Here is a 24178-nt window from a genome sequence, read left to right as displayed (position 1 = left end):
AAACACAATATGAACGTTCGCGATCCCCTGCTGGACCCCGAACTCGGGGACAGCAAGAAGCCCTTGCAGCACCAGATCTTCGACGATATCAAGCGCCGCGTGATCACCTGCGACCTGCTTCCCGGCGCCGAGGTCACGGAAAAGGCGCTGGCCGACGAGTACGGCGTCACCAAGGCCCCGATCCGCAGCGCCCTGGCGCGGCTGACCGAGTCCGGCTGGCTGGTGAGCGCCCCGCGCAAGGGGCATGTGGTCTCGCCATTGACCGTCAAGGACGTGATGGAGATCTTCGATGCGCGCGAGCTGGTGGAGCCGCATACCGCGCGGCTGGCCGCGGGGCATGTGTCGCGCGCCACGCTGGTCAAGCTCAACGACGCCTGCACGCGCGAGTACGACCTGGACGACACCGAAGCCAAGCGGCAGTTCCTGCTGGCCAACGCGGCGTTCCATATCGGCATCGGGCGCGCATGCGGCAACGGCCGGCTGGCGCTGATGCTCGAGCAACTCCATGAGCAGGCGCTGCGCGTGCTGTACCTGAGCATCAGCGCGAGCGACCGCTCGGCGTCCTGGCGCCACGGGCACGAGTCGATGATCGACGTACTCGTCTCGGGCGACGCGGAAGAGGCAGCGGCGCGCACCCTGGCCGGCATCAGGCGCAGCCGCCAGTCGGTCATGGACATCGTCAGGCAGCACGAAGGCAGGATCTTCGTCTGAACGATCCTTGCCTTGCGCAGAACCAGTTTTTACCAACGGCTTAGCCATGGAGAAAGAGCAGGAAATGAGCACGTCTTCCATCACACGAATCAACACCGGCCCGCGCCTGTCGGACGTCACCATCCACAATGGCCTGGTCTACCTGGCCGGGCAGGTGCCCCGCGGCACGCTGGAGGGCACCATCGAGGAACAGACCGCGGAAGTCCTCGCCACCATCGACCGCCTGCTGGGCGCCGCGGGGTCGGGCAAGGAGCGCATCCTGTCGTGCCAGATCTTCCTGGCCGACATCGGCGAGATTGCGCGCATGAACACCGCCTGGGACGCCTGGGTGCCGCAAGGCAAGTGTCCGTGCCGCGCCACCGTGCAGGCGAAGCTGGCCAATCCCGCCTGGCGCATCGAGATCGTGGTGGTCGCGGCGCTCGCCGCGCAGCAACAGGCCGCCTGACATTCCCCTGGCCGGGCATGGCGCGGTCCGGCCACGTCATCGACGCTGGCTGTCTCCCGGCACCGGACCCGCTCCGATGACGCTGGACAGCACGGGCGGCAACAACGAATAGCAGCAACCGGTGCCCGGTGGCCCGCCACCGGCAAGGGCGGCGCTCGTCCTGAAAACCCGGGGCGGAAGGCTTTCCGCCCGGCAACAACCTGGTCGCCTCGCGCGCCGGCCACCGGCTGGCGTGCGGCGGCCTCCACTGACAAAATTGGAGCGAACGTGATCTCCCACCTGAAGCAAGCCGCCATCCAAACGAATATTTCCCAATCGTCCTCGCCGCAGGTGCGCCAGGTGGTCGAGGACGCGATCGGCCAGATCCGCGCCCGCGGCGACGCCGCGGTGCGCGATCTCTCGAAGCAGTTCGATAGCTGGGAGCCGGCCTCGTTCCGTCTCAGCCAGGCGCAGATCGAGGACGCCATCGCCAGGCTGAAGAACATCCCGATCAACTCCGTGGGTGCCTACATCCCCGGCGGGCGCTATCCGCTGCTGGCTTCGGCCCATATGATCATCACCACGGCGAAGGTCGCGGGCGTCAGGCGCGTGGTCGCCTGCACGCCGCCGAACCGCGGCCGCATTCCGGACGCTTCGGTGGCGGCGGCGCACCTCGCCGGCGCCGACGAGATCTACCTGCTGGGCGGCGTCCAGGCCGTCGGGGCCATGGCCATCGGTACCGAGACCATCGCCCGCGTGGACATGCTGGCCGGACCCGGCAATGCCTTTGTCGCCGAAGCGAAGCGCCAGTTGTTCGGCGAGGTCGGCATCGACCTGTTTGCCGGCCCGACGGAGGTACTGATCATCGCCGACGAGGCCGCGGATCCCTTCGTGGTGGCCACCGACCTGATCAGCCAGGCCGAGCACGGCCCGGACTCCCCGGCGGTGCTGGTGACCACGTCCAGGGCGCTGGGCGAAGCCGTGCTCAAGGAGATGGAAACCCAGTTCTCGAACCTGGCGACGCGCGATGTCGCGCAGGCGGCCTGGCGCGATTTCGGCGAGATCATTCTCGCCGATACGCTCGACGAAGCGTTCGCGGTATCGGACGAATACGGCAGCGAGCATGTCCAGGCGCTGATCAGGGAGCCGCGCCTGGCGCTGGAGAAGCTGACCACCTACGGCGCGCTGTTCATGGGCGAGAACACCTGCGTGTCGTTCGGCGACAAGGTGATCGGCACCAACCACGTGCTGCCCACGCGCGGCGCGAGCCGCTATACGGGCGGGCTTTGGGTGGGCAAGTTCCTGAAGACGGTGACGTACCAGGAAATCACCTCCCTGGAGGCCAGCGCCGCGATGGGGGCGCTGTGCGCGCGCGCCTCGCGCGCGGAGAACTTCGAGGGGCATGCCCGCTCGGGCGATGTGCGCGCTTCGCGTGCCAGCGGCGCCAGGCCGGAGTGGGCGGCCATGGCCGACGCCTGATGCCGCGCGGGCGGGGCAAGCGCGCGTGCATCGATGCGCCTGGGCCCCGCCAGGCGCGGGCGGCGCCGCGCGGCAGCCGGCAGGCGCCTAGCCAGGGCCCTCGCTAGGGCCCTCGCCCGGCGGTTGCCACGTCCCACCAGCCCGGCAACAGCGCCAGCACCTCGGGCCGCGCGAAGCGGTCGTCGATCAGGTGGACCACGCCGCGGTCCGCCTCGGTGCGGATGACGCGGCCCGCGGCCTGCACGACCTTCTGCAAGCCGGGATAGAGGTAGCCGTACTCGTAGCCGCTGCCGAACTCGGCTTCCATCCGTTGCCGGGTGAGTTCGTTGACCTCGTTGAACTGCGGCAGGCCGAGCGTGGCGATGAAGGCGCCGACCAGCCGGTCTCCGGGCAGGTCGACGCCTTCGGCGAACGCGCCGCCGAGCACGGCGAAGCCGAGCGCGCGGCCGCCCGGCTCGAAGGCACCGATGAATTCGGCCTGTGCCGCCTCGGTCATGGCGCGTGCCTGCCTGCGCACGGGGATATCGGGCCAGCCGAGCTCGAAGGCATCGGCCACCTGCCGCAGGTAATCGTGGCTGCTGAAGAACGCCAGGTAGTTGCCCGGGCGCGCGAGGTACTGCGCGGCCAGCAGTTCGGCGATGGGGCGCACCGAGCGCGCGCGGTCGCGGTAGCGCGTGGAGATGCCGCCGGCGATGTGCACGGCGAGCTGGCCGGCGCTGAACGGCGACTGCACTTCCAGCCATACCGTGTCGCGAGGCAGGCCCAGGGTGTCGCAGACAAAGCGTGCGGGATAGAGCGTGGCCGAGAACAGGGTGGCGGAGCGCGCCGCGGCGAAGCGCGGCGCGAGGAAGGGCGCGGGGATGATGTTGCGCACCGCCAGGCGCGCCCTGGCGGGGCGGGCCTTCGCGATGCCGGCGGGCGCGCCGGCGTCGTCCCTGCTGATGTCGAACACGGAATGCTTGTCGAGCGATCCGGCCAGGCGGGAGAAATGCAGCGCATCGAAATAGAAGCGCTGCAGCGCCGGGGTGACGCTGGCGGGCGCATCGGTGAGCTGGTCCAGGATCGCGGCGGCGGCGCGCTCGAGCGCGGCCATGAATGCCGGCGGGATTTCCGCATAGGCGGCGTAGGCGCCCTCCTGGTCCTTTGCCAGCCGGCTCCATTGCGTGCCCAGCCGGCGCAGCGCGCCCGCCAGCGGTTTCGGCGCGCCTTGGCGCAGCTCCGGCAGCACAGCCGGGTCGAGTTCGGCCGAGTACATCTTGCGCGCACGCTCGAGCAGGTTGTGGGCCTCGTCCACCAGCACCGCCACGCGCCAGTCGCCGGCGGCGGCCATGCCATGCAGCATGGCGCCGCGGTCGAAGTAGTAGTTGTAGTCGCCCACCACCAGGTCGGACCAGCGTGCCATCTCCTGGCCGAGGTAGTAGGGGCAGATGCCGTGCGCCAGCGCGACCTGGCGCAACGCGGCGCGGTCCAGACGGGTTTGCGCGGCGGCCTGCTCGCGCGCGGCCGGCAGGCGGTCGTAGAAGCCGCGCGCGAGCGGGCAGGCTTCACCGTGGCAGGCCTGGCCCGGATGCTCGCAGGACTTGTCGCGCGCGGCGAGTTCCAGCACGCGCAGGGGCAGGCCGGGGTTCGCGGCGCGCAGTCCCTGCGCGGCATCGAGCGCCATCTGGCGGCCGGTGGTCTTGGCGGTGAGGTAGAACACCTTGTCGAGCTGGCCCTGCGGCGCCGCTTTCAGGGTGGAGAAGAGGGTGCCGCCGGTCTTGCCGATGCCGGTGGGCGCCTGTGCCAGCAGGCAGCGGCCCGAGCGGCCGGCGCGATAGACCGCCTCGGCCAGCTCGCGCTGCCCGCGCCGGAAGGCGGCGTGCGGGAATGCCATGGCGGCCAGCGCGGTGTCGCGCGCCGCGCGGTGGTCGGCTTCCTGCGCGGCCCATTTGACGAAGCGCTCGCACTTGTCTTCGAAGAAGGCCTGCAGCTCGGCTGCATCGCGGTCTTCGCTGAACACCGACTCGCGCTGGCTCGTCATCTCGAAATACACCACGGCCACGCGCATGGCCGGCAGGCCGAGCCTGCAGCACATCAGCCATGCGTAGATCCTGGCCTGCGCCAGGTGCAGCTGCCGGTGGTTCTCCGGCAGCGCGGCCCAGTCGCCGCGCACGGTCTTGATTTCCTCGAGCTGGTTGGCGTGCGCGTCGTAGCCATCGGCACGGCCGCGCACCAGCAGGCCCTTGTACTCGCCCTGCAAGGGGATTTCCGCCTGGTAGCCGGCGCCGCGGCGTGCCTGCACCAGGGTGTGCGCGGCCTGGCCTTCGGCCGCCGTGGGCGAGGGCGTGAAGCGGATGTCGAGATCGCCTTGCTTGGCGGTGAACTCGCACAGGGCACGCACGGCGATGGCATAGGTCATCGGCGTGGCAGGCGCGGCGGGGCGCACTTATGGACGGAGATCACGGCGGTACGGGCATGGCAGAGGGGGACTGTATGAATATACAGTATCGCCCTTCGCTGCCGCCAGCCCGGCATGTCGTCCTCGCGTCCAGGACCCGTGGCATGCGCCATGTGGCCTGGCTGGCATCGCCGCCGCGCAGGACTGCCATGCATGCGGATCTGCGGGGGCTGCGCGAAGGGGCGCCCGATATCCGCGTGCGGCCTGCCGACGCGGCAGGCCGCACGGGTACGGCGCGCATCGTAGAATTGCACTGTTACCATGCCGGCGGCCGCGCGCGCCGCCGCGCATTCGCCAGCGCCGGGCCGCTGCTACGCGGCGGCGCAAGGACCAACGAGATGACCGAAAACTTCCTGAATATCTATTCCCACGGCTTTGCGCGCGTGGCGGTGGGCGTGCCCGTCTGCCGCGTGGCCGACCCCGCCTTCAACGCTGCCGGGACGATCGCCCTGGCCCGCCAGGCCGCGGGCCAGGGCGCGGCGCTGGTGGCCTTCCCCGAACTGGGGCTGTCCGCGTACACCTGCGACGACCTGTTCCACCAGCGCGCCTTGCTCGATGCCTGCGAGGCGGCGCTCGGCGAGATCGTCGAGGCCTCGCGCACCCTGGCCACCACGCTGGTGGTGGGGCTGCCGCTGCGGGTCGAGCACCTGCTGTTCAACTGCGCCGCGGTGGTGGCCGGCGGGCGCATCCTCGGCGTGGTGCCCAAGACCTACCTGCCGAACTACTGGGAATTCTACGAGGCGCGGCAATTCAGTTCGGCGGACAACGCCACGGCCAGCGAGGTGACCTTGCTGGGCAGGAAGGTGCCGTTCGGCGCAGGCCTGCTGTTCGAAGCCGAGGACATCGGCGGGTTCCGCTTCCACGTGGAAATCTGCGAGGACGTGTGGGTGCCGGTGCCCCCTTCGTCGTTCGCGGCGCTGGCCGGCGCGACCGTGCTGGTCAACCTGTCGGCATCCAATATCGTGGTGGGCAAGTCGGGCTATCGCCACCAGCTGGTCAGCCAGCAGTCGGCGCGCTGTCTCTCCGCCTATCTCTACAGCTCGGCGGGCAAGGGCGAATCGTCCACCGACCTGGCCTGGGACGGGCAGGCGCTGATCTACGAGAACGGCGAGTTGCTGGCGGAGTCCGAGCGCTTCGCCGACGATTCGCACCTCACCTTCGCGGATGTCGATCTCGAGCGCCTGTCGCGCGAGCGCATGCACCAGACCACCTTCGGCCATTCGGTGCGGCGCCATGCCGGCGAGGTGGAGAAATTCCGGGTCATCGGCTATGCGGTCGGCATCGGCGCGCAGGACGCGCTGCCGCTGCGCCGCAAGCTCGAGCGCTTTCCCTATGTGCCGTCCGACGCGCGGCGGCGCGACGAGCGCTGCCACGAGGTCTACAACATCCAGGTGCAGGCGTTGGCCCAGCGCTTGTCCGCCAGCGGCATCAGCAAGGTGGTGATCGGCGTATCCGGCGGGCTCGATTCGACCCATGCGCTGCTGGTCTGCGCCAAGGCGATGGACCGGCTCAAGCTGCCGCGCACCAATATCATCGGCATCACCATGCCAGGCTTCGCCACCAGCGACCGCACACTGGTGCAGGCCAGGAAGCTGATGGAGGTGGTGGGCTGCGTGTCGAAGGAAATCGACATCCGTCCAAGCTGCATCGAGATGCTCAAGGACCTCGGCCACCCCTACGCGGCGGGCGAGCCGGTGTACGACGTGACCTTCGAGAACGTGCAGGCCGGCGAGCGCACCAACCACCTGTTCCGCTTCGCCAATCACAACCAGGCCATCGTGATCGGCACCGGCGACCTGAGCGAACTCGCGCTGGGCTGGTGCACCTACGGCGTGGGCGATCATATGTCGCACTACAACGTAAACGGCAGCGTGCCGAAGACGCTGATCTCGCACCTGGTGCGCTGGGTGGCGGAGACCGGGCAGATCGGCGATGCCGGTTCCGGTGTGCTGATCGACGTGCTCGAGACCGAGATCAGTCCGGAGCTGGTGCCGGGCGCTTCGGCCAATGCGCCGCAGCAGAAGACCGAGCATTTCATCGGCCCGTACGAGTTGCAGGATTTCAACCTGTACTACACGCTGCGCTTCGGCTTCACGCCGAGCAAGATCGCCTTCCTGGCGCTCAGCGCCTGGGGCGACCGCGACCAGGGTAACTGGCCGGAGGGCCAGCACGTGGCCCGCAACGAGTACACGGTGGCGGACATCAAGCGCAACCTGCGCATCTTCCTCGACCGCTTCTTCCGCACCAGCCAGTTCAAGCGCTCCTGCGTGCCGAACGGGCCCAAGGTGGGCTCCGGCGGTTCGCTCTCGCCGCGCGGCGACTGGCGCGCGCCGAGCGATTCCGAATCCGTGGTGTGGCTCAGGGACCTGGACAAGGTGCCGGATTCGGTCTGACGCACGGGCGGGGCGCTATGGCCTGGCGGCGAGGACCATGTCCGCGCAGTTGCCGGACTCGTCGAGGATCAGCCTGACCGCGTGCCGCGCCGCCAGCACGGCCCCGGCTTGCGCCGCTTCTTCGCGCGTGTCGTATTGCAGAATCGCGGTGGCTGCGCCTGCCACCTTGAGCACCCAGCCGGTCTGCGTGGGCAGCACTATGAAATCCCGGAGCATTGCCTGGCCTCTGCATGCCCTTTGCGGGCGAGTCCGTCATGCATGAAGCCTAGGCGGGCCAGGCCTGCGCTGAAATCCGGCGGCGTCCTACATGACGTGGATTTCGTCCGATGCCCGCGCCTGGCGGCCGCGCAAATCGATGCGCGACCAGGCACGGGCGTCAGGCTGCCGCTGCATGATGCGGGTCTCGGACCCGTGGTTCCGCTCCGTGCCTCATCGCTGCGCCATCGCGCTCGCTATTCGCTGTTCGCTATTCCGCCTGCCTGGTCAGCGATGCCGAGCTTGCCATGGCCTGCGGCACCGCCTCGCGCATGGTTTCGACGAAGCGGCGCAGCTTGGCCGGATAGAAGCGCGCATACGGATAGATCAGCTGCAAGGGCAGCGGGGGAGGCTGCCATTGCGGCACAAGGTGGAGCAGGCGGCCCCGGGCGATATCGTCCGCCATCATCCACGCCGAGCCCATGCAGACGCCAAGGCCCGTCACCGCGGCGTTGCGCAGCGCATAGAGGCTGTCGGTGCTTACGCGAGGGCGGAACGACAGCCGCCGGGTCTCGCCGGTGCTCACGTGGGTGAGCGACACCTCGGTGCGATAGAAGGTGCGGATCGACAGCCACGGCAGCGCGGCCAGCGTGTCCGGTTGCGTTGGCGGCGCGGCACCCGCCAGCACGGATGGCGCCGCGACCACGATGCGCGGCACCTCCGCCAGCCGGATCGCCACCAGGGACGGGTCGCCGACCTCGCCCACATGGATGGCGCAGTCGATGCCGTCGGCGATGAAGTCGGGGGTGCGGTCGTGCAGCAGCCATTCCACGTTCACGCGCGGGTGGCGTCCCAGGTACTGCGCGAGCGGGCCCACCAGCTGTTCCTGGCCGAAGGCATGGGGCACCACCACGCGCAGCGTGCCCTCCGGCTCGTCACGCGCGCCGCGCAGGTCCGCCTCGAACGCCTCCCAGCCGGCTACCAGTTCCTTGGCGCGGTCATAGCAGCGCACGCCGTCCTCGGTCAGCTTCATCGCATGCGTGGAGCGGTGCAGCAGGCGCACGCCGAGCGAGCGCTCCAGCACCTGCAGGCGGCGGCTCACGGTGGGCTGCGTGGTGCCCATCTGCGCGGCGGCGGCGGAAAGGCTGCCGGCCTCCACGATGCGCACGAAGGTCTGCATCAGTTCGATGCGGTCCATGGCGGCCGCGGGCGTGGCAGCGCGGGGAGATGCGGGCAGGGCGGCTTTTGTCATACGCGAAGCGTATATCAGTTGTGCGGAGGGCGGTACTACCGCGGGACACGCCGCAACGGCAAACTCGGGTCTCGATTTCAAGTCAAGGGTAAACACCATGTCCTCCACGCAAGCCATGCCCGCAAGCGCCACCAGCCGCGCGGCAGACGGCGCCGCCCCCCATCAAACGAGCGATACGCCACAACTTCCGGCCAGGCTGATCCTGCTGCTTGCGGCGGGCGCCGGGCTGGCGGTGGCATCGCTCTATTACAGCCAGCCCATGCTGGGGGTCCTGAGCGGCGATATCGGCGCGTCCGATTCCATGGTGGGCCTGGTGCCTACGCTGACCCAGCTGGGCTATGCACTGGGGATCCTGCTGCTGGCCCCGCTGGGGGACCGCTACGACCGCCGGCGCATCATCCTGGCCAAGGCGGCGGTGCTCAGCGCCGCGTTGCTGGTCAGCGGCGCGGCCTCGGGCATCTGGCTGCTGCTGGCGGCCAGCCTGGCGACGGGCCTGGCCGCAACCATGGCGCAGGACATCGTGCCGGCCGCCGCCACGCTCGCGCCCGAATCGCATCGCGGCAAGGTGGTCGGCACCGTGATGACTGGGCTGCTGCTGGGCATCCTGCTGTCGCGCGTGGCCAGCGGTTTCGTGGCGGAGCATTTCGGCTGGCGCATCATGTTCGTGATGGCGGCGGCGAGCATTGCGGTGATCGGCGCCGTGGCCTGGCGCGCCCTGCCGCGTTTCAAGCCCACCACGCACCTGTCGTACCGCGCGCTGCTGGGCTCGCTGGGCAAGCTGTGGCGCAAGCACGGCGCATTGCGCCGGGCGGCGCTGGCGCAGGGGCTGCTATCCGTGGGTTTCAGCGCGTTCTGGTCCACGCTGGCGGTCATGCTGCACGGCGCGCCGTTCCACCTGGGCAGCGCCGCGGCCGGCTCGTTCGGCCTGGCCGGCGCGGCCGGGGCGCTTGCCGCGCCGCTGGCCGGGCGCCTGGCTGACCGCAAGGGGCCGGAACTGGTGACGCGCCTGGGCGCCGTGCTGACCGCGGTGTCCTTCGCCGGGATGCTGTTCTCGCCCCTGCTGGCGCCGCATGCGCGGCTCTGGCTGATCGCAGTCAGCGCGCTGGGCTTCGACCTCGGCGTGCAGGTGACGCTGGTTGCGCACCAGACCATCGTCTACAGCATCGAGCCGGGCGCGCGCAGCCGTCTCAATGCGGTGCTGTTCGGGGGGATGTTCGTCGGGATGGCTACCGGCGCCGCGCTGGGCAGCATGCTGCTCGCGCATTGGGGATGGATGGCCGTCACGGCCCTGTCCACAGCCACCGCGGGCGCCGCGCTGGCCGTGCGGCTGTGGCCCGGAGCGCGGCTGGCGGAGTGATCGCCTGCCGGCGCCTGGCGCCTGCAGCCAGATGACGGCGAGGGAAAGGCTCAAGCCGGGGCGAACGCCTCCTGGTAGTCCTGATAGTCCTGGTAGTCCTGGTAGAGCAGGCACTGGTCGCAGATGCGGCCGTCCATCTCATGGATCAGCAATTCCACGTGCTCGCGGCGCGCGTCCCGCGTGCCAGCGCGGATGGCGGCTTCCTGCGTGTCGTGGTGGGAATTCGCGTAGCGGGCGCCGTCGTGGATCACGTCCCAGCCATCGCCGTAGGGCCTGACATGAAGGTAGTGCGTTGACATTGCGTCTCCCGGAAACCGCGATGGCTCCATTTTGCGCAGGTGCCGCGGCTTTGCCATCGGTGCTTGTCTGACACGACGCGGCATGCGTCGCGATGCCGGCAGCGCCCGCGGCGTCTGGCGAGGGGCATGCGCCGGCCGGGCGCTCGCCCGGCGACCGAACTGGGGACTTCGGACGTCGAAGGCGCTGCGCGCCGCTCTCGCTGGCGCGCAGCGAGGATCAGCGTGTCGAGGCTTTCGCGGGTGGCCAGTCGTCGCCGATAGTCCTCGCCATTGAGGTCGGGTCCGCCGTTTCCACGCCATTTTTCTGCCAGGCCCGCGCCGGCACGTCTTCTTGTATCGCCTTGTATCGCCTTGTATCTACCGGGCCGACAGACAAACAAGGTTTCAATTTCTCTCGCTTGCGGAAACAGGGCGGATACACGCCCGCCGTCAAATTGCACGTGCCCCGGCACGCGCGCACGGCATGGCTCGCGCCTGCCTGGCCGCCGCGTGGCCGGCGGGCAGGAACAGGGCGGGCATGCACCGCCGCGGCCATCCGGAGCCGGATGGCCGCGATTCCTGCCGGCGATTCCTATCGCCTTTTCCCGAAATGAAGAGCCACAGACGACAATTGGAAATCCGATGAAGAAGACACTCGCGGTAGTCGCCGCATCCGCGGTAGCCAGCGCCGCATACGCCGAATCCGGCGTCACCCTGTACGGTGTCGCCGATGCCGGTATCGAGTACAACAGCCACGCAGGACGCGCGGGAGACAGTCTCTGGCGGCTGAGTTCCGGGAACCAGTCGGGATCGCGCTGGGGCGTGCGCGGCGCGGAGGATCTGGGCAGCGGGCTGAAGGCAGTCTTCGTGCTGGAGAGCGGCTTCGACCTGGATACCGGCAACGGGGGCCAGGGCGGCCGCCTGTTCGGCCGCAATGCCTACGTCGGCACCGAAAGCCGGTATGGCTCGCTGCTGCTGGGCCGGCAGCAGACGGCATTGCGCGACTTCGGCAACCTCTATGACCCGGCATCATTGGCCGACCACTACGGCATCCTGGGGATCGCGCCCGAGTTCGGCGCGCGCGCGGACAATGCCGTGAAGTATGTCGGCCGGTTCGGGGGGCTGACCGCCTCCGCCTTGTATTCGTTCCAGTCCAATGGCAGCGAGGTGGGCGGCAGCGCCGTATTCGGACGCGATTACGGCGCCTACCTCAGCTATGCCGAGGGCCCCGTTTCCGTGGGCGTGGCCTATGACGACGCGCATGTGGGCACCCCGGGCAATCAGGCGCCGGTCCTGCGGCGCTATGCGGTGGCCGGTACGTACGCGGCGGGCCCCGCCAAGGTCTTCGCGGGGTATCGCCTCGCCAAGGCATTCAATGGTGCCACCCTGCCCGGCGCGCAAGCGGCCAATGCCGGCTCGAGCTTCTACTGGCTCGGCCTGGGGTACAAGCTGACGCCGGCATTCTCGGTGACCGGCGCGGCCTATTACCAGGATTTCCGCCAGACCGGATCGGACCCGTGGCAGTTCGTGGTGACGGGCGACTACGCATTCAGCAAGCGTACCGACCTCTACGCGTCGGTGTCGTATGCCCTCAACAAGGACAAATCGTACCTGGGCGTCAACGGCTACAACAGCGGCTCCGGCGCGACGGCGGTCTATAACGTGCAGCCCGGCATGAGCCAGCTGGGCGCCGTGGTCGGGGTGCGCCACCGGTTCTAGGGCCTTGGCCTTCGGGGCACGGCGGGAGTCTCTGCCGCGCGGCAGAGATGGTGCCCTGGCGGGAAGCCGCCGGCTGGCGGGCCTCCCCATGCGTGGCTATCGTCGAGCGCGCCCCGGGACCATGGCACGGCCATCACGGCCTCCTGTTGCCGCAGCACTGCCACCGCAGAGCGCCTTTTCGACGGACATCGCAGGCTCCGTTATCGAGGCGGGATGCACAGGCGCCGGACAGCGGCGCCCGGGAACGCCTTAGTGACCGGCGCTCTGGCCGCCGTCGAGTCGTCCGGCAAGAATGGCGTCACGGAAACGCGCGGTCCCGCCCTCACGCTCCGCCTGCTGCACTTCTCTTCCGCACGCCCCTTCTGCGTTGCTCGTCGGGCAACGAAACGTAAGCATAGTTGCTCTTGCTGGATCAACCCGGCCTTGCCAATATGGATGGACCCGAAGGGCCCAGAAGAACATTGATGATTGGAGACAGGCATGCAAGCAATTCAGACCGCGAATGGACGGGACGATGTCGTGGCCCTCTACGACAAGCTCAACTGGCGATTGCTGCCATTTCTGCTGATCTGTTACCTCTTCGCCTACCTTGATCGCGTCAATGTCGGCTTTGCCAAGCTGGAGATGCAGAGTGCCCTGGGCTTTTCCGATGCCGCCTACGGGGTTGGCGCCGGCATCTTCTTCCTGGGCTATGTGCTGTTCGAACTGCCCAGCAACCTGATGTTGCCGAGAGTCGGGGCAAGGAAGACGTTCAGCCGCATTCTGATCCTGTGGGGTATCACTTCGGCGTGCATGCTTTTCGTACGCAACGTGCCGATGTTCTATGCCATGCGTTTCCTGCTTGGCGTTTTCGAGGCGGGTTTCGCGCCCGGCATGATCTATTACCTGTCTTGCTGGTACGGCCCGGCGCGCATGGCCCGTGCCATCGCGATCGTATTTCTCGCGGGTCCGATCGGCGGCATTGTCGGCGGGCCGGTCTCGGCGTGGTTGATGACCACGCTCTCCGGTAGTGGCGCTCTCGCCGGCTGGCAGTGGATGTTCCTGATCGAGGGACTGCCATGCATACTGCTCGGCATACTGGCGCTCTTCCTTCTGTCGAATCGACCCGCGGATGCCGCCTGGCTGAGCGCAGACGAGAAGCGCATGCTCGCGGCCGAACTCGGGACGTCGGCGGCACGAGGCCATTCCTTCAAGGCGGTTGCGCGGGACCCGAGAGTCTACATGCTTGCGTTCGCGTACTTCTGCATCATTGCGGCCATCTACGCCATCAGCTTCTGGCTGCCGACGATGCTGAAAGCGCAGGGCATCAACGATACGATTCAACTCGGCTGGTATTCGTCCATCCCCTATGTGGGGGCCGCCCTCGGGATGTATTTCATCGGCCGCCGGTCGGACAGATACGGCGAGCGGCGTTATCACAGCGCGGTGCCGGCAATCCTCGCCGCGATACTGCTCGCTTCGTCGATCTTGTCGGACGGCAATCTGCTGGTGACTCTTGTTCTGCTGACACTCGCCACGACCATGCTGTTCATGGCGTACACGGTGTTCTGGGCCATTCCCGCCGAGTACATCAAGGGTGACGCAGCAGCGGGCGGTATCGCCCTCATCAATACCATTGGATTGTCCGGTGGCTTCTGGGGGCCAGCGATCATCGGATGGACCAAGACAGCGACCGGCAACATGCATCTCGGCCTGCTGGTCCTGGCGTGCATGTCCATGATCGGCTCGATCCTGCTCGTCGCCAACCGGCTGCCAAAAAGGCAGTGAACCGTTCACTGCCGCCGGAAAACCAATGCGCCGCGTTTCAGTGGGAACCGGCTGAACAGAGGACTTCAAATGCTTTTACACTTATCCACCTGGGCTGAAATAGGGCAATTTCTGGAGCGCAGCCGCACAATCGTGGTGCCGATCGGTTCGAACGAGCAGCACGGCCCCACCGGCCTCCTGGGTACCGACTGGCTGTGCCCGGAGATCATCGCGCACGAAGCCCAGAAGACCGCCGATATCCTGATCGCCCCCACCTTCAATATCGGCATGGCCCAGCATCATCTGGGCTTTCCCGGCACCATTTCGCTTCGCCCTTCGACCTTTATCGCCGCCATTGGCGACTGGACGCGCTCACTGGCCGTCCATGGATTCGAGAGAATCCTGTTTCTCAACGGCCACGGCGGCAACATCGCGTCGATTGAAGCGGCCTTCTCCGAGATCTACGCCGAGGCCAGCTTCGCCAGGCGCCGATCGGGGGTCGCGCTGAAGCTGTGCAATTGGTGGGACCTGGATGGCGTCAGCGAGCTGGCGCGCGAGCAATTTCCAACCGGTCATGGCATCCACGCCACGCCTTCCGAGATTGCAGTCACGCAATGGGCTTTTCCCGACACCATCAAATCGGCCAGCTACACGCCGCAGATTGCCGCCTCGGGCCCGATCCGCGAGGCGCTCGACTTTCGCGCGCGCTACCCGGACGGACGAATGGGTTCCGACCCTGCTCAGGCGACGCCGGAAAAAGGCGCTGAACTGGTGAAGATGGCGGCGGCGAGCCTGGCAAGGGAGCTGGATGCCTTTAGCCGTGAGCCGCTACCGGACTGACTCGTCACGACGACAAGGCATCCTGGCGCGTTGCGCGGGGATGCCGGCTTTACCGATATCCGTTTCCGTGGCGAGCGCACCCGCATGTTCCTGACGGTTGTTGCGCGCCGGCCACTCTGCCGATTGCCGGGAGACCAGGCTGCATCTTTCGATGCGTGAGGTCGATCGGCAACCCCTGCGCTACCTTCGTGAGGTCCTCGCCGTGGCCCGGTTCTGTCGGGCCGTGCGCGTGCGCCAGCGCATGAGCCAGCGCGATTCGCGCTGGCGACCGGCGCGCCGGGCCTGAGCCCGGCGAATCCCCTCGTCATAGAAAGAGAAAGCATGGCACGGCGCCGCTCGCGCCGTGCCATGCAATCACGCCACTTCAACGATCAGTTCGATTTCCAGGCAGGCGCCGAGCGGAAGCTGCGGTACGCCGAACGCGCTGCGCGCGTGCTGGCCGCGCGTGCCAAACACCTCGGCGAACAGTTCACTGGCGCCGTTGGTCACCAGGTGCTGCTCGGTGAAGTCGGCAGTCGAATGGACGAGGCTCGTCAGCTTGACGATCCGCACGATCGCATCGAGATCGCCGGTGGCGGCATGCAGCGTGGCGAGCAAGTCGATGGCGACCAGGCGTGCCGCCGCGATACCGTCGGCGGTGCGCAGGTCGTCGCCGAAGCGGCCGGTGCGAACCTGGCCATCGAGGCGAGACAGATGGCCGGACAAATGGATCAGGTTGCCGGATCGCACGCTTGGCACGTAGGCCGCCGCCGGGCCGGAAGCCTTGGGCAGTTCGATGCCGAGCTGCGCGAGCTTGTCGTAGACTCCCGGCGCCGGCGCGAATGCCGGACCCTCCGGCTTCAGGCGCATGCCGGGCTTGAGATGCTTCCACGGCAGGTCCGCCGGATCCGCCATGAACGGACCGGGCGCACGCACCACGGCAATGTCTTCCGCGATCGCGGCGAAGTCGGCGCGGAAATGCACCGAGCTTTTGTTCACGAGGATCTTCATCTGCGCCGGTTCGATGCCGACCGCGCGGTACATGTTGCGGTCTAGCAGTTGTGCCTTGGTCGAGCTGACGGCGACGAGCACGCCGTCGATCCGCAGTCGCGCCATCGGCCCCATGTCGGCAGCCTTGCCATGCATCATCGGCCCACCGTAGACGAACTTGCCATCGGACAGCGCTTCGACCTCGAAGGTCGCCCGCAGCGGGGCATCCTCGCGCACCTGCGGGCAGCCCCCAAGCGCGATATCGAGCTTCGCGCCGACACCGGCCTGGTGCGCGGCCGCGGCCGCGGCGGGATCGCAGATGATGCCGATCGCGGCGTCCTGCGCGCCAGCCTTGAGAAGCGCGCGCAGCATGCCCATGGTGTTGCCATCGCCGCCGACGCCGGGGTTGTCCTGCGTGTCCGCGAGGATCACCGGCCGCACGGCCTGTTGCGCGATCCGCATGGCACGCTGCACAGCCGCATCCGGCTCCTCGAACTGCACGGCCCACTGGCTCTCGGGCTCGCAGATGCGCGCGAACAGTGTGTCGACGGCCTGCTCGATGCGCGCCTTGTCGAATCCGTAGCCCCAAACCACGGGGCCGCACTCGGCGAAGTCGGCCGCGGGAAAGCCCGGGGTGAACGACAGCGACAGCACGCCTTGCTGCTCCAGTTCTTCGAGCAAGGCGTAGATGCCTTGGGCGGGCTGCATCTCCGTGGACATGCTGTTGACCGGGATCAGGAACGGCACGCGCCGTGCCACCAGATGCGCGCGCGTCTGCCGCGTGCTCAGTTCCAGCAGCAGTTCGGCCGCGCGCTTGCCCGTGGCCGCCATGTCCACGTGCGGGTAGGTGCGGTATGCCACCGCGCCATCCGCGAGGGCGAGCATCTGCCCGGTGACGTTGGCGTGCAGGTCCAGCGAGACAACGATCTTCATGTCGGGGCCCGCCACGGCACGGATGCGCGCCAGCAATTCCCCCTCGCCATCGTCGAGGTGCCGGGCCACCATGGCGCCATGCAGGTCGAGATAGATCGCGTCGTACGAGGCTGTCCTTGCCGCCTCCACGATCTCGCCTGCGATGCGCTCGTAGGCATCGGCCGCGACGTGGGCCGAGGCGCCGGCGGCCGCCCAGATCACCGGCGTGACGGTGTGACCGTACTCGCGCATGTGGTGGATGAAGCCGCTGATCGGCACATTCACCGTCAGCAGGTCATAGATCGCTTCGCCGCGGACCATGGCGGGGAAATCCTCGCCACGGACGAAACTCTCGTAGGTGGCCATGGTTGGCGCGAACGTATTGGTTTCGTGCTGGAAACCGGCTATTAGGATATTCAAGGGAGACCTTCCTGGATCGGAGTGCTGGAACGAAGCAATGCCCATGGCGACGCCGGGACTGGCGCCGCCATGGGCATTGCCGTGACGGAGGAAACTATTGCGGCGTCAGCTTGATCGAGTGGGCCAGCTTCCTGAACTTCTGAGTCTCGTCGACGTAGAACGCCGCGGAGGCCTCGAGTGTCTGCGGCTTCATCGGCTGCACGCCGGAGAGCTCAAGCGCCTTGATCAGTTCGGCGGAGCGCAGCGCCTGCTGCGATGCTTCCAGCAACAGGCGCGCGCGTTCTGCGGGGATGCCGGTCCTGCCCATGACCCCCAGCCAGATCGAATAGACGAACTCGGACTTGCGCGCGACGCTGGTTTCGGAGATCGCTGGCACATCGGGCAAGGTTCGCATGCGCTGCGTGTCCAGCACCGCGACGGCCTTGATCTTGTGTGCCTCGAGCAACTGGGTGGAGGCACCGAGGTTCGGCAGGATCGTCATGTCGATCTGGCGGCCGGTCAGGTCCGCCAGCATCGGCGTGGCGCCCTTGTACGGCACCTGCAGCATCCTGGCGCCGGTCAGCTGCGCCATGTACTCGGCGACGATGTGGTACATGGTCCCGTAGCCCGGATTGCCGAAGGTCAGGCTCGGGCTGCCCGGCTGCCTGCCGGCCGCAATGATCTGTTCGAGTGAGTTGTACGGCAGGTCGCTGCGAACCATGACCACGAGCGGGTGGATCGAGACCGGGGCCAGCAGCGCCAGTTCCTCCGACTTGTACCTGGCGCTGGCGAGCGCCAGCGGCGTCAGGATGGCTTCGTTGGGCGAACCCATGATCAGCGTGTAGCCATCGGCCGGGCGGCTCAGCAGCCGCTGCACCGCCAGCGCGCCGCCGGCGCCGGGCAGGTTTTCGATGACCACGGGCTGGCCGAGCACCTTGGCCATGGTTGGCTGCATGGCCCGCGCAAGCACGTCGGCGGGTCCCCCCGGCGGGAATGCGACCAGCATCGATACCGGCTTGGTGGGAAACGCGTCGGCGGCGGACGCCGGCGCACTGGCCAGCGCAATCCCCAGGAGGGCGGCACTAAGCGCCACCCAGTGTCTGAGGGGGGATAGTCCTTGGTCTTGCATGTCGTCCTCGGCTCTCTTATTGGCATCGCGCGCATGACGCGAATTGGTTGGTGAGGACCATTGTTGGCTGTAATATTCGTTCGAGCAACAGCAATTAATCAGACAAATCGTTGCTATATGGGCAACGGAACGCGGACGGCACACCATGCGAGAAATCAATCAGAAGCGGCTGAAGTACTTTCATGAGGTGCTGGTGCACCGCTCGATCCGTGGCGCCGCGGAAGCGCTCAATACGGCGCCCTCGGTCATCACGCGGCAGGTCGCCTTGCTAGAGGAGGAAATCGGCCTCACGCTGTTCGAGAGGCGGGCGCGCGGCGTGGTTCCCACCGACGCCGCCGAGCATCTGCTCGAGTACTGGCGCGCTTGCCAGGCCCATCAGGAGCAGCTTGCCGAGCGCTTGCGCGCGATCGAGTCCATGGATGCCGGCATGGTCCGGATCGTCGTGAGCGAGGGGTTTATCGACGGCCTTACCGAGCAGATCGTTGCCCCGTTCTGCAAAGCGCATCCGAAACTATCGGTCGAACTCGATGCACAGCCCGCGAGCGATCTGAACAATGCGGTGATCGAGGACACGGCGCACATCGGCCTTGCCTACAATCCCGAACCCGATCCGCTGCTCCATTTTGTGATGAGCGCGCCGGCGCCGGCCAAGCTCATGGTGAGGGCCGGGCATCCACTGACCCGGATCGCCGCTCCGCTGCATCTAAGCCAGATACTCGACTTTCCGCTGGCACTGATGCCGCCCGGCTACGGCGTCGAGCGGCTGGTGGAAATGCTCGAGTACGCCGAGCACGTGAAGCTGCGCCCCTCGCTGCGCAGCAACTCGGTGACGGCGCTCAAGCGCTTCGTGCGATCGACCGATGGCGTGACATTCATCGGCGCGGGACTGGCCGCGGCCAACGAAATCGAGGCAGGCCAGATGGTCGCGCTCGAACTCGCGCACCCACTCTGCCAGACGGCACAGGTGAGGCTGTTCGTGCGCCAGGGACGGCCGCTGTCGGTGGCGGCCAACCGCTTGCTGACGGAAATCGAGAAGAACTTCTCCGTGTTCCTGGATCGGCCGGCCAGCGTGTGAGCCTTGTTCGCTCGATCCAGGCGGAACACTGCTGAGCGATCGGGGCAAGCACCGCACGCAAGTATTCGCGCTGGGGGATGTCGCCCTCGATGCGATGCAAGGCTTCCGGATGCTGCCGCATGTACGCAGTTTGAGTTTTGAGCTGGTGGGTGACGCCGAAGGAAACCCATGCAAGGATTGGTGGCACTTCACCCTGTGCTTCCGCGATGCCGGGCTCGACTTTCCTTGCGTATTCAGCGGCGTTTAAATCAGCCATAAATATATTGATACGCCGCATCCGCCTTCTGGCTGATTCTGTGCGCCCGCATCCGGCCTAAGCTGGTTCGCACTCATGCCTCTTATCGCGAATCCACGCAGAGCAGGAAGGGACAACAGATGGCCAAGACGATCTCTGTTCTATGTGTGCATGGCGTCGGTCATGGCGACGCCGATCCGGACCTGCAAGGTGGCTGGACCAGCGCGATACACGACGGACTGGTAGCGTGGAACCCGGCGCTGGATGGCGCCGTCACCTGCGACTTTCTACTGTACGACTCGCTTTTCGAAAAGGCGCCTCAGAATCCGGTCGCCTACGCAAAAGCCTTTGCCGGCCTGTTGGAAAGCGGCGTCGTCCACGGCATCGGTGACCTGTTCACGCGCGACCGTGGCCTGTTCGACATCCCCGAAACGCTGCGTTGGACCGCCGGCATGACAGCGCAGTGGGTGAGTGACGAGCAACTCAGAGCCGACGCGCGCGATAGCGTCCTCGCAAAGCTAAAGGCGGGCAGCTATGACGTCGTTTGTGCCCATAGCCTGGGATCGCTGATCTGCTATGACGCCTTCATCAGGAATCCGGCCGCGGTAAAGGACATGTACTTCGTCTCCTTTGGCTCGCAGATTGGCAATCCCTTTGTGCGCGACATTTTCGCCGGACGAATCGTGGCGTTGCCCCAGGCCACTACGTGGTTCCATCTGTTCAACCCGGACGATCACGTGCTGACCGCCGATATCCGCCTCTCCGCGGAGAACTTCGAGGAAATCGGGACGAAGTTCGACATCCCCAACGACGTGCTCAACCATAGTGCCATCTGGTACCTGGGGCATCAGAACACGCGCGCGACGGTGTGGCGAAACATCTCCGGCGCCAAGGTGGCCAGGACACTGGCCCGTGGCGGGAAGGAGTATCGCAGCCTCAGCGTCAAACCGACTCGCCGTGCCTTGCTGATCGGCATCAACGACTACCCGGACCCCGCCAACCGGCTCGAAGGTTGCGTCAATGACGTATTCCTGATGAGTGCCGTGCTGCAGGAATGCGGCCTGGCCGCGGAAGACATTCGCATCGTCCTGAACGAGCGTGCCACGGCGGCGTCGATCCTCGATCGGCTCAAGTGGCTGCTGGATGGCATCAAGGCCGGGGATGAGCGCGTGCTTTTCTACTCCGGGCATGGCGCGCAGATGCCGGTCTACGGGCCCAGTGACGAGGTCGACCACATGGACGAATGCCTGGTTCCCTACGATTTCGACTGGACCCCCCAGCACGCCGTCACCGACAAGCAGTTCGCGGAGCTCTACAGCCAGATTCCTTACGATGCCTACTTCGCCGCCATCTTCGACTGCTGCCACGCCGGCGGCATGACCCGCGAAGGCGGACGCCGGGTGCGAGGCCTCACGCCGCCCGACGACATCCGCCACCGTGCGCTGCGCTGGAACCCCAGTCTTCAGGTGTGGGAGGACCGTCCGTTGCCAAGTCCAAATCCGTCGCTGACGGACAGCAGGCAGGGGGTCGACTTCCTCGGCTCCGACGGCGCCACCTATCGGATGGGGCGGGCGATCCGCCTGCGCACGCTGCCCCAGAAGACCTATGACAGCGTGCGCAGCAAGCTCAAACACCACGGCCCATACCTTCCCGTCCTCATGGAAGCTTGCCAGGAGAGCCAGCTCTCCTACGAGTATCGCGACGGCGCGCAATCCTATGGCGCATTTACCTTCTGCCTTGCGGCCAGCCTCCGGGCTGCCCGCGCCAAGAACAAGAATCCGACTTTCACGCAACTCATGGACGATGTGAGTACCCGGCTCGCCGTCATGAAATATGACCAGACGCCAAATCTGCTTGGTGCGAAAGATATCCTGGGGAGCAAGGTGCCATGGACCAGGCCGGCCAGCCCGCCGCGCGGAAAGAGAAAGCCGTAGGGCTGTGCCGGGCCGGGGATTTGTGGATTCGCAGATGGGGAGCGCGCCGGCATGAAGGCACTGTCAACCTCCGCGTTCGGCGCCCACGCAAAAAAAAGGACCGCGGCCGCGGTCCCCGGGAAAAAGCTGATCCCAAAGGGGGTCAGAAGGATCAGTTCCTCCAATATCGACTTCTTTGATCGAGATGACCAGGTGGTGATTTGCTTGAGGTCAAGAATGTGTCGAGTCTGGCCGGACGGCCTCAATATGCACTCAATGCTCCGCGTGTGGCCGGGACGTGGAAGACCGAGACGGCGTCGCTCATCCGCTCCGCCTGTTCCTCCAGCGATTGCGCTGCGGCTGCGGATTCTTCCACCAATGCAGCGTTCTGCTGGGTAACACGCTGTGTCGCATCAATGTGCCGGCACTGCGGGCCCTTGCCAGTAACCTGCCGTCGCTGCACAACAATATCCTGCGCCTGCTCTCCACCGAGGTGCAGCGCGACCACCGGATGCTCTCGACGCTTGGCGTGATGAGCGCGGAGGAGCGGCTGATCTGCTTCCTGCTTGATTTGTCGGTCCGCCTGTCGGCGCGCGGCTTTGCGTCGAGCGAGTTCCGGCTGCGCATGACGCGCGAGGAGATCGGGCGCTATCTCGGCCTGCAGCTGGAAACCGTCAGTCGACTGTTCTCGCGGCTCTCCGATGCCGGCCTGATCGAAATTCGCCATCGCAGCGTGAAGTTGCTCGACGCCACGGCGCTGCACGCGATCTATGCCCGGACAATCGCGGAGGCTCCGGCCGAGCGCTGAGGGAACGCCGCCCAGGCGCAGCAATGGCTGGACGACGCGCACCGCGCCACTCGGCTGTTTGATATCCGCTCCGCGCAGGAATTTGCCCATCGCGCATCGTGTTCGACGACGACGGTGAAATCTCGGCCTCTCTCTTGTCGCCGCACCAACCCGGCCCCCATTTCCCCGGTGCTGTCCTATAATGGTTGACACTACAATCATTGATTGGGCAACAAAAATGATATCGCAGCCTCACCCGCCGCATAGCAGCGGGCAAGTGCTACCGTTCCGGGAGTCCCTCCTGGCGATGCTGGGCATCGCGTTCGTGGTGATGCTGGTGGCGCTCGACCAGACCGTGGTCGGTACCGCGCTGCCTACCGTGGTGGCGGAACTGCAGGGATTCGAGTACTACGCCTGGGTGGCTACGGCTTACCTGCTGTTCTCGGTGATCACGGTGCCGATCTTCGGGCGGCTGGGTGACTACTACGGCCGCAAGCCATTCGTCATGGCGTCGATCGTGGTGTTCACGGCGGCCTCGGTGCTGTGCGGGATGGCGCCGAGCATGCTGTTCCTGGTGCTGGCGCGCGGCCTGCAGGGCATCGGCGGAGGCATGCTGGTGGGCACGGCCTTTGCGTGCATTCCCGATCTGTTTCCCGATTCCCATGTGCGCCTGCGCTGGCAGGTAATGATGAGCGCGGCGTTCGGCATTGCCAACGCGGTGGGGCCGTCGCTCGGCGGCTTGCTGACCGAGGCCTACGGCTGGCGCGCGGTGTTTTATGTGAACCTGCCGGTGGGCGTGCTGGGCTTGCTGTTTGCCTGGCGCTATCTGCCGCACCTGCGCCAGCAGGCGCATGCGGGTGCGATCAAGGTGGACTGGCTGGGCGCGGCGCTGATCGGCGCGGGCCTTGGCGGCCTGCAACTGTGCGTGGAACTGATGCCGGAGCGCGGCTTTGGCTGGTTGACAGGGGGGCTGCTGGTGGCGTCGGTGTGCGCGCTGGTGGGACTGTGGCAATGGGAGCGCCGTGCGCCGAACCCGATCCTGCCGCTGGAGATGTTCCGCAATCCTGGCCTGGCGCCCTTGTTCGTGCTCGCGGTGTTCGTGGGTTTCACGATGTTCTCGCTGCTGCTCTACGCGCCGCTGCTGTTCCAGGGGGGCTTCGGCTATTCGCCGAAGGAGGCGGGCGTGCTGGTGACGCCGCTGGTCGTGTGCATCACCCTGGGCAGTATCCTGAATGGCCGTATCATCACGCGCATCCGCCAGCCCAACAATATGCTGTATGCCGGCTTCGCGATGCTGGCGCTGGCCTGCCTCGGGCTGTCGCAGGCCACGCGCGGGATGCCGCACCAGCTGTTGCTCGGCATCATGCTGGTGGGCGGATTCGGGCTGGGCTTCATCATGCCGAATCTGACCGTGTTCGCGCAGCAGACGGCGGGGCGCGAGCATCTAGGCATCGCCACGGCCATGCTGCAGTCGCTGCGCATGGTGGGTGGCATGGTGGGCACGGCCATCGTCGGGACGCTGGTCACGCGCAGCTACATCAGCGGTGTGCGCGATGCGCTGCAAGGCGCCGGTGCCGGCGAATGGCAGGCGCGCATGGCGGACCCGCAGATCCTGATCGACCGCGCCGGGCAGTCCAGCCTCGTGGCGCAATTGCAGGCGGCCGGCCACAATGGCGCCTTGCTGCTGGAGCAGGCCAGGCTGTCGCTGGTCGGCGCGATCCATATCGGGCTGGCGCTGGCGGCGGTGATTGCCGTGGTTGGCCTGTGGCGCTCGCGCCGCGTGCCGCCCGTGAAGCTGGAGCGCGCCGTGAAGCAGCAGGTCATGGCCGCGGAATGATTTTGCCCTGGGCCGTCCGGGGAACGCCCCGGATCATGCCGGGGTGCCGGACAGGTCCGATGGTTTGTGAAGCCGCCGTGCGCACGCAACG

Annotated in this window: 18 protein-coding genes; 12 read left to right on the top strand and 6 right to left on the bottom strand. The window is 66.9% G+C overall.

Annotated elements, in window-relative coordinates; genetic code table 11:
• Window positions 1-9: 9 nt before the first annotated feature.
• From AC1DK4_RS01270 to hisD, 3 genes are all read left to right on the top strand, one after another.
• Complete coding sequence (locus AC1DK4_RS01270) at window positions 10-711, top strand: GntR family transcriptional regulator (protein ID WP_441612184.1); 702 nt, start codon at window positions 10-12, stop codon at window positions 709-711.
• A 64-nt stretch (window positions 712-775) separates the two neighbouring features.
• Window positions 776-1156 (top strand): RidA family protein, encoded by a 381-nt coding sequence (locus AC1DK4_RS01265; RefSeq protein WP_441612185.1) that lies wholly within the window; start codon window positions 776-778, stop codon window positions 1154-1156.
• A 267-nt stretch (window positions 1157-1423) separates the two neighbouring features.
• Window positions 1424-2614, top strand: coding sequence for a histidinol dehydrogenase (gene hisD, locus AC1DK4_RS01260; RefSeq protein ID WP_477131374.1), 1191 nt, complete (start codon window positions 1424-1426; stop codon window positions 2612-2614).
• A gap of 103 nt (window positions 2615-2717) precedes the next feature.
• On the opposite strand, the gene AC1DK4_RS01255 is transcribed toward hisD, so the two are convergent.
• Window positions 2718-5012 carry a helicase C-terminal domain-containing protein gene (locus AC1DK4_RS01255; RefSeq protein WP_441612187.1) on the bottom strand — a complete coding sequence of 765 codons (2295 nt, stop codon included), beginning with the start codon at window positions 5010-5012 and terminating at the stop codon, window positions 2718-2720.
• Window positions 5013-5389: 377 nt separating this feature from the next.
• Between AC1DK4_RS01255 and AC1DK4_RS01250 the strand changes: the two genes are divergently transcribed.
• Entirely contained in the window at window positions 5390-7444 is a 2055-nt protein-coding gene (locus AC1DK4_RS01250; protein WP_441612188.1) for an NAD(+) synthase, read from the top strand.
• A gap of 15 nt (window positions 7445-7459) precedes the next feature.
• Here the strand turns inward: AC1DK4_RS01250 and AC1DK4_RS01245 are convergent, their stop codons facing one another.
• Complete coding sequence (locus AC1DK4_RS01245; protein ID WP_441612189.1) at window positions 7460-7660, bottom strand: DUF2188 domain-containing protein; 201 nt, start codon at window positions 7658-7660, stop codon at window positions 7460-7462.
• A 250-nt stretch (window positions 7661-7910) separates the two neighbouring features.
• A complete protein-coding gene (locus AC1DK4_RS01240; RefSeq protein WP_441612190.1) occupies window positions 7911-8891 on the bottom strand; it encodes a LysR family transcriptional regulator in 981 nt (326 codons plus the stop codon).
• A 97-nt stretch (window positions 8892-8988) separates the two neighbouring features.
• On the opposite strand from AC1DK4_RS01240, the gene AC1DK4_RS01235 reads away from it, so the two are divergent.
• Complete coding sequence (locus tag AC1DK4_RS01235; protein ID WP_441612192.1) at window positions 8989-10248, top strand: MFS transporter; 1260 nt, start codon at window positions 8989-8991, stop codon at window positions 10246-10248.
• Window positions 10249-10298: 50 nt separating this feature from the next.
• Here AC1DK4_RS01235 and AC1DK4_RS01230 read toward each other — a convergent pair whose 3' ends face one another.
• Complete coding sequence (locus tag AC1DK4_RS01230; protein ID WP_441612193.1) at window positions 10299-10547, bottom strand: DUF2188 domain-containing protein; 249 nt, start codon at window positions 10545-10547, stop codon at window positions 10299-10301.
• 621 nt (window positions 10548-11168) lie between these two features.
• Between AC1DK4_RS01230 and AC1DK4_RS01225 the strand changes: the two genes are divergently transcribed.
• The 3 genes from AC1DK4_RS01225 (at window position 11169) to AC1DK4_RS01215 (ending at window position 14831) form a co-directional block, all read left to right on the top strand.
• Complete coding sequence (locus tag AC1DK4_RS01225; protein WP_441612194.1) at window positions 11169-12245, top strand: porin; 1077 nt, start codon at window positions 11169-11171, stop codon at window positions 12243-12245.
• 480 nt (window positions 12246-12725) lie between these two features.
• The gene (locus AC1DK4_RS01220; RefSeq protein ID WP_441612195.1) at window positions 12726-14012 is read left to right on the top strand and encodes an MFS transporter; all 1287 of its coding nucleotides are present in this window, start codon (window positions 12726-12728) and stop codon (window positions 14010-14012) included.
• Window positions 14013-14081: 69 nt separating this feature from the next.
• Window positions 14082-14831 carry a creatininase family protein gene (locus AC1DK4_RS01215; RefSeq protein ID WP_441612196.1) on the top strand — a complete coding sequence of 250 codons (750 nt, stop codon included), beginning with the start codon at window positions 14082-14084 and terminating at the stop codon, window positions 14829-14831.
• A gap of 354 nt (window positions 14832-15185) precedes the next feature.
• Here the strand turns inward: AC1DK4_RS01215 and AC1DK4_RS01210 are convergent, their stop codons facing one another.
• Window positions 15186-17132 (bottom strand): Atu1372/SO_1960 family protein, encoded by a 1947-nt coding sequence (locus tag AC1DK4_RS01210; RefSeq protein WP_477116443.1) that lies wholly within the window; start codon window positions 17130-17132, stop codon window positions 15186-15188.
• Window positions 17133-17226: 94 nt separating this feature from the next.
• Entirely contained in the window at window positions 17227-18240 is a 1014-nt protein-coding gene (locus AC1DK4_RS01205; protein ID WP_441612198.1) for a tripartite tricarboxylate transporter substrate binding protein, read from the bottom strand.
• Between the two features lie 145 nt (window positions 18241-18385).
• On the opposite strand from AC1DK4_RS01205, the gene AC1DK4_RS01200 reads away from it, so the two are divergent.
• The 4 genes from AC1DK4_RS01200 (at window position 18386) to AC1DK4_RS01185 (ending at window position 24087) form a co-directional block, all read left to right on the top strand.
• On the top strand, window positions 18386-19315 hold the full coding sequence (locus tag AC1DK4_RS01200) for a LysR family transcriptional regulator (protein WP_441612199.1): 930 nt from the start codon (window positions 18386-18388) through the stop codon (window positions 19313-19315).
• Window positions 19316-19690: 375 nt separating this feature from the next.
• Window positions 19691-21484, top strand: a complete 1794-nt coding sequence (locus tag AC1DK4_RS01195; RefSeq protein WP_441612201.1) for a caspase family protein — start codon at window positions 19691-19693, stop codon at window positions 21482-21484.
• A gap of 277 nt (window positions 21485-21761) precedes the next feature.
• The gene (locus AC1DK4_RS01190; protein WP_441612202.1) at window positions 21762-22271 is read left to right on the top strand and encodes a helix-turn-helix domain-containing protein; all 510 of its coding nucleotides are present in this window, start codon (window positions 21762-21764) and stop codon (window positions 22269-22271) included.
• Between the two features lie 217 nt (window positions 22272-22488).
• Window positions 22489-24087: an MFS transporter gene (locus AC1DK4_RS01185; RefSeq protein ID WP_441612203.1), complete on the top strand. Its 1599-nt coding sequence runs from the start codon at window positions 22489-22491 to the stop codon at window positions 24085-24087.
• Window positions 24088-24178: the final 91 nt, after the last annotated feature.

Source organism: Cupriavidus sp. 05N38 (assembly GCF_056397345.1).
The sequence above is the reverse complement of the archived record's forward strand: the minus strand, read 5'-3'. Positions and strand labels throughout refer to the sequence as shown.

Bases quoted from the DNA above. Each gene is read 5' to 3' on its own strand.
- AC1DK4_RS01240 (WP_441612190.1), bottom strand. From the start codon at position 8,891: ATGACAAAAGCCGCCCTGCCCGCATCTCCCCGCGCTGCCACGCCCGCG.
- AC1DK4_RS01265 (WP_441612185.1), top strand. From the start codon at position 776: ATGAGCACGTCTTCCATCACACGAATCAACACCGGCCCGCGCCTGTCG.
- AC1DK4_RS01200 (WP_441612199.1), top strand. From the start codon at position 18,386: ATGCGAGAAATCAATCAGAAGCGGCTGAAGTACTTTCATGAGGTGCTG.
- AC1DK4_RS01215 (WP_441612196.1), top strand. From the start codon at position 14,082: ATGCTTTTACACTTATCCACCTGGGCTGAAATAGGGCAATTTCTGGAG.
- AC1DK4_RS01250 (WP_441612188.1), top strand. From the start codon at position 5,390: ATGACCGAAAACTTCCTGAATATCTATTCCCACGGCTTTGCGCGCGTG.
- AC1DK4_RS01220 (WP_441612195.1), top strand. From the start codon at position 12,726: ATGCAAGCAATTCAGACCGCGAATGGACGGGACGATGTCGTGGCCCTC.
- AC1DK4_RS01185 (WP_441612203.1), top strand. From the start codon at position 22,489: ATGATATCGCAGCCTCACCCGCCGCATAGCAGCGGGCAAGTGCTACCG.
- AC1DK4_RS01225 (WP_441612194.1), top strand. From the start codon at position 11,169: ATGAAGAAGACACTCGCGGTAGTCGCCGCATCCGCGGTAGCCAGCGCC.
- AC1DK4_RS01255 (WP_441612187.1), bottom strand. From the start codon at position 5,012: ATGACCTATGCCATCGCCGTGCGTGCCCTGTGCGAGTTCACCGCCAAG.
- AC1DK4_RS01205 (WP_441612198.1), bottom strand. From the start codon at position 18,240: ATGCAAGACCAAGGACTATCCCCCCTCAGACACTGGGTGGCGCTTAGT.
- AC1DK4_RS01235 (WP_441612192.1), top strand. From the start codon at position 8,989: ATGTCCTCCACGCAAGCCATGCCCGCAAGCGCCACCAGCCGCGCGGCA.
- AC1DK4_RS01270 (WP_441612184.1), top strand. From the start codon at position 10: ATGAACGTTCGCGATCCCCTGCTGGACCCCGAACTCGGGGACAGCAAG.
- AC1DK4_RS01230 (WP_441612193.1), bottom strand. From the start codon at position 10,547: ATGTCAACGCACTACCTTCATGTCAGGCCCTACGGCGATGGCTGGGAC.
- AC1DK4_RS01245 (WP_441612189.1), bottom strand. From the start codon at position 7,660: ATGCTCCGGGATTTCATAGTGCTGCCCACGCAGACCGGCTGGGTGCTC.
- AC1DK4_RS01195 (WP_441612201.1), top strand. From the start codon at position 19,691: ATGGCCAAGACGATCTCTGTTCTATGTGTGCATGGCGTCGGTCATGGC.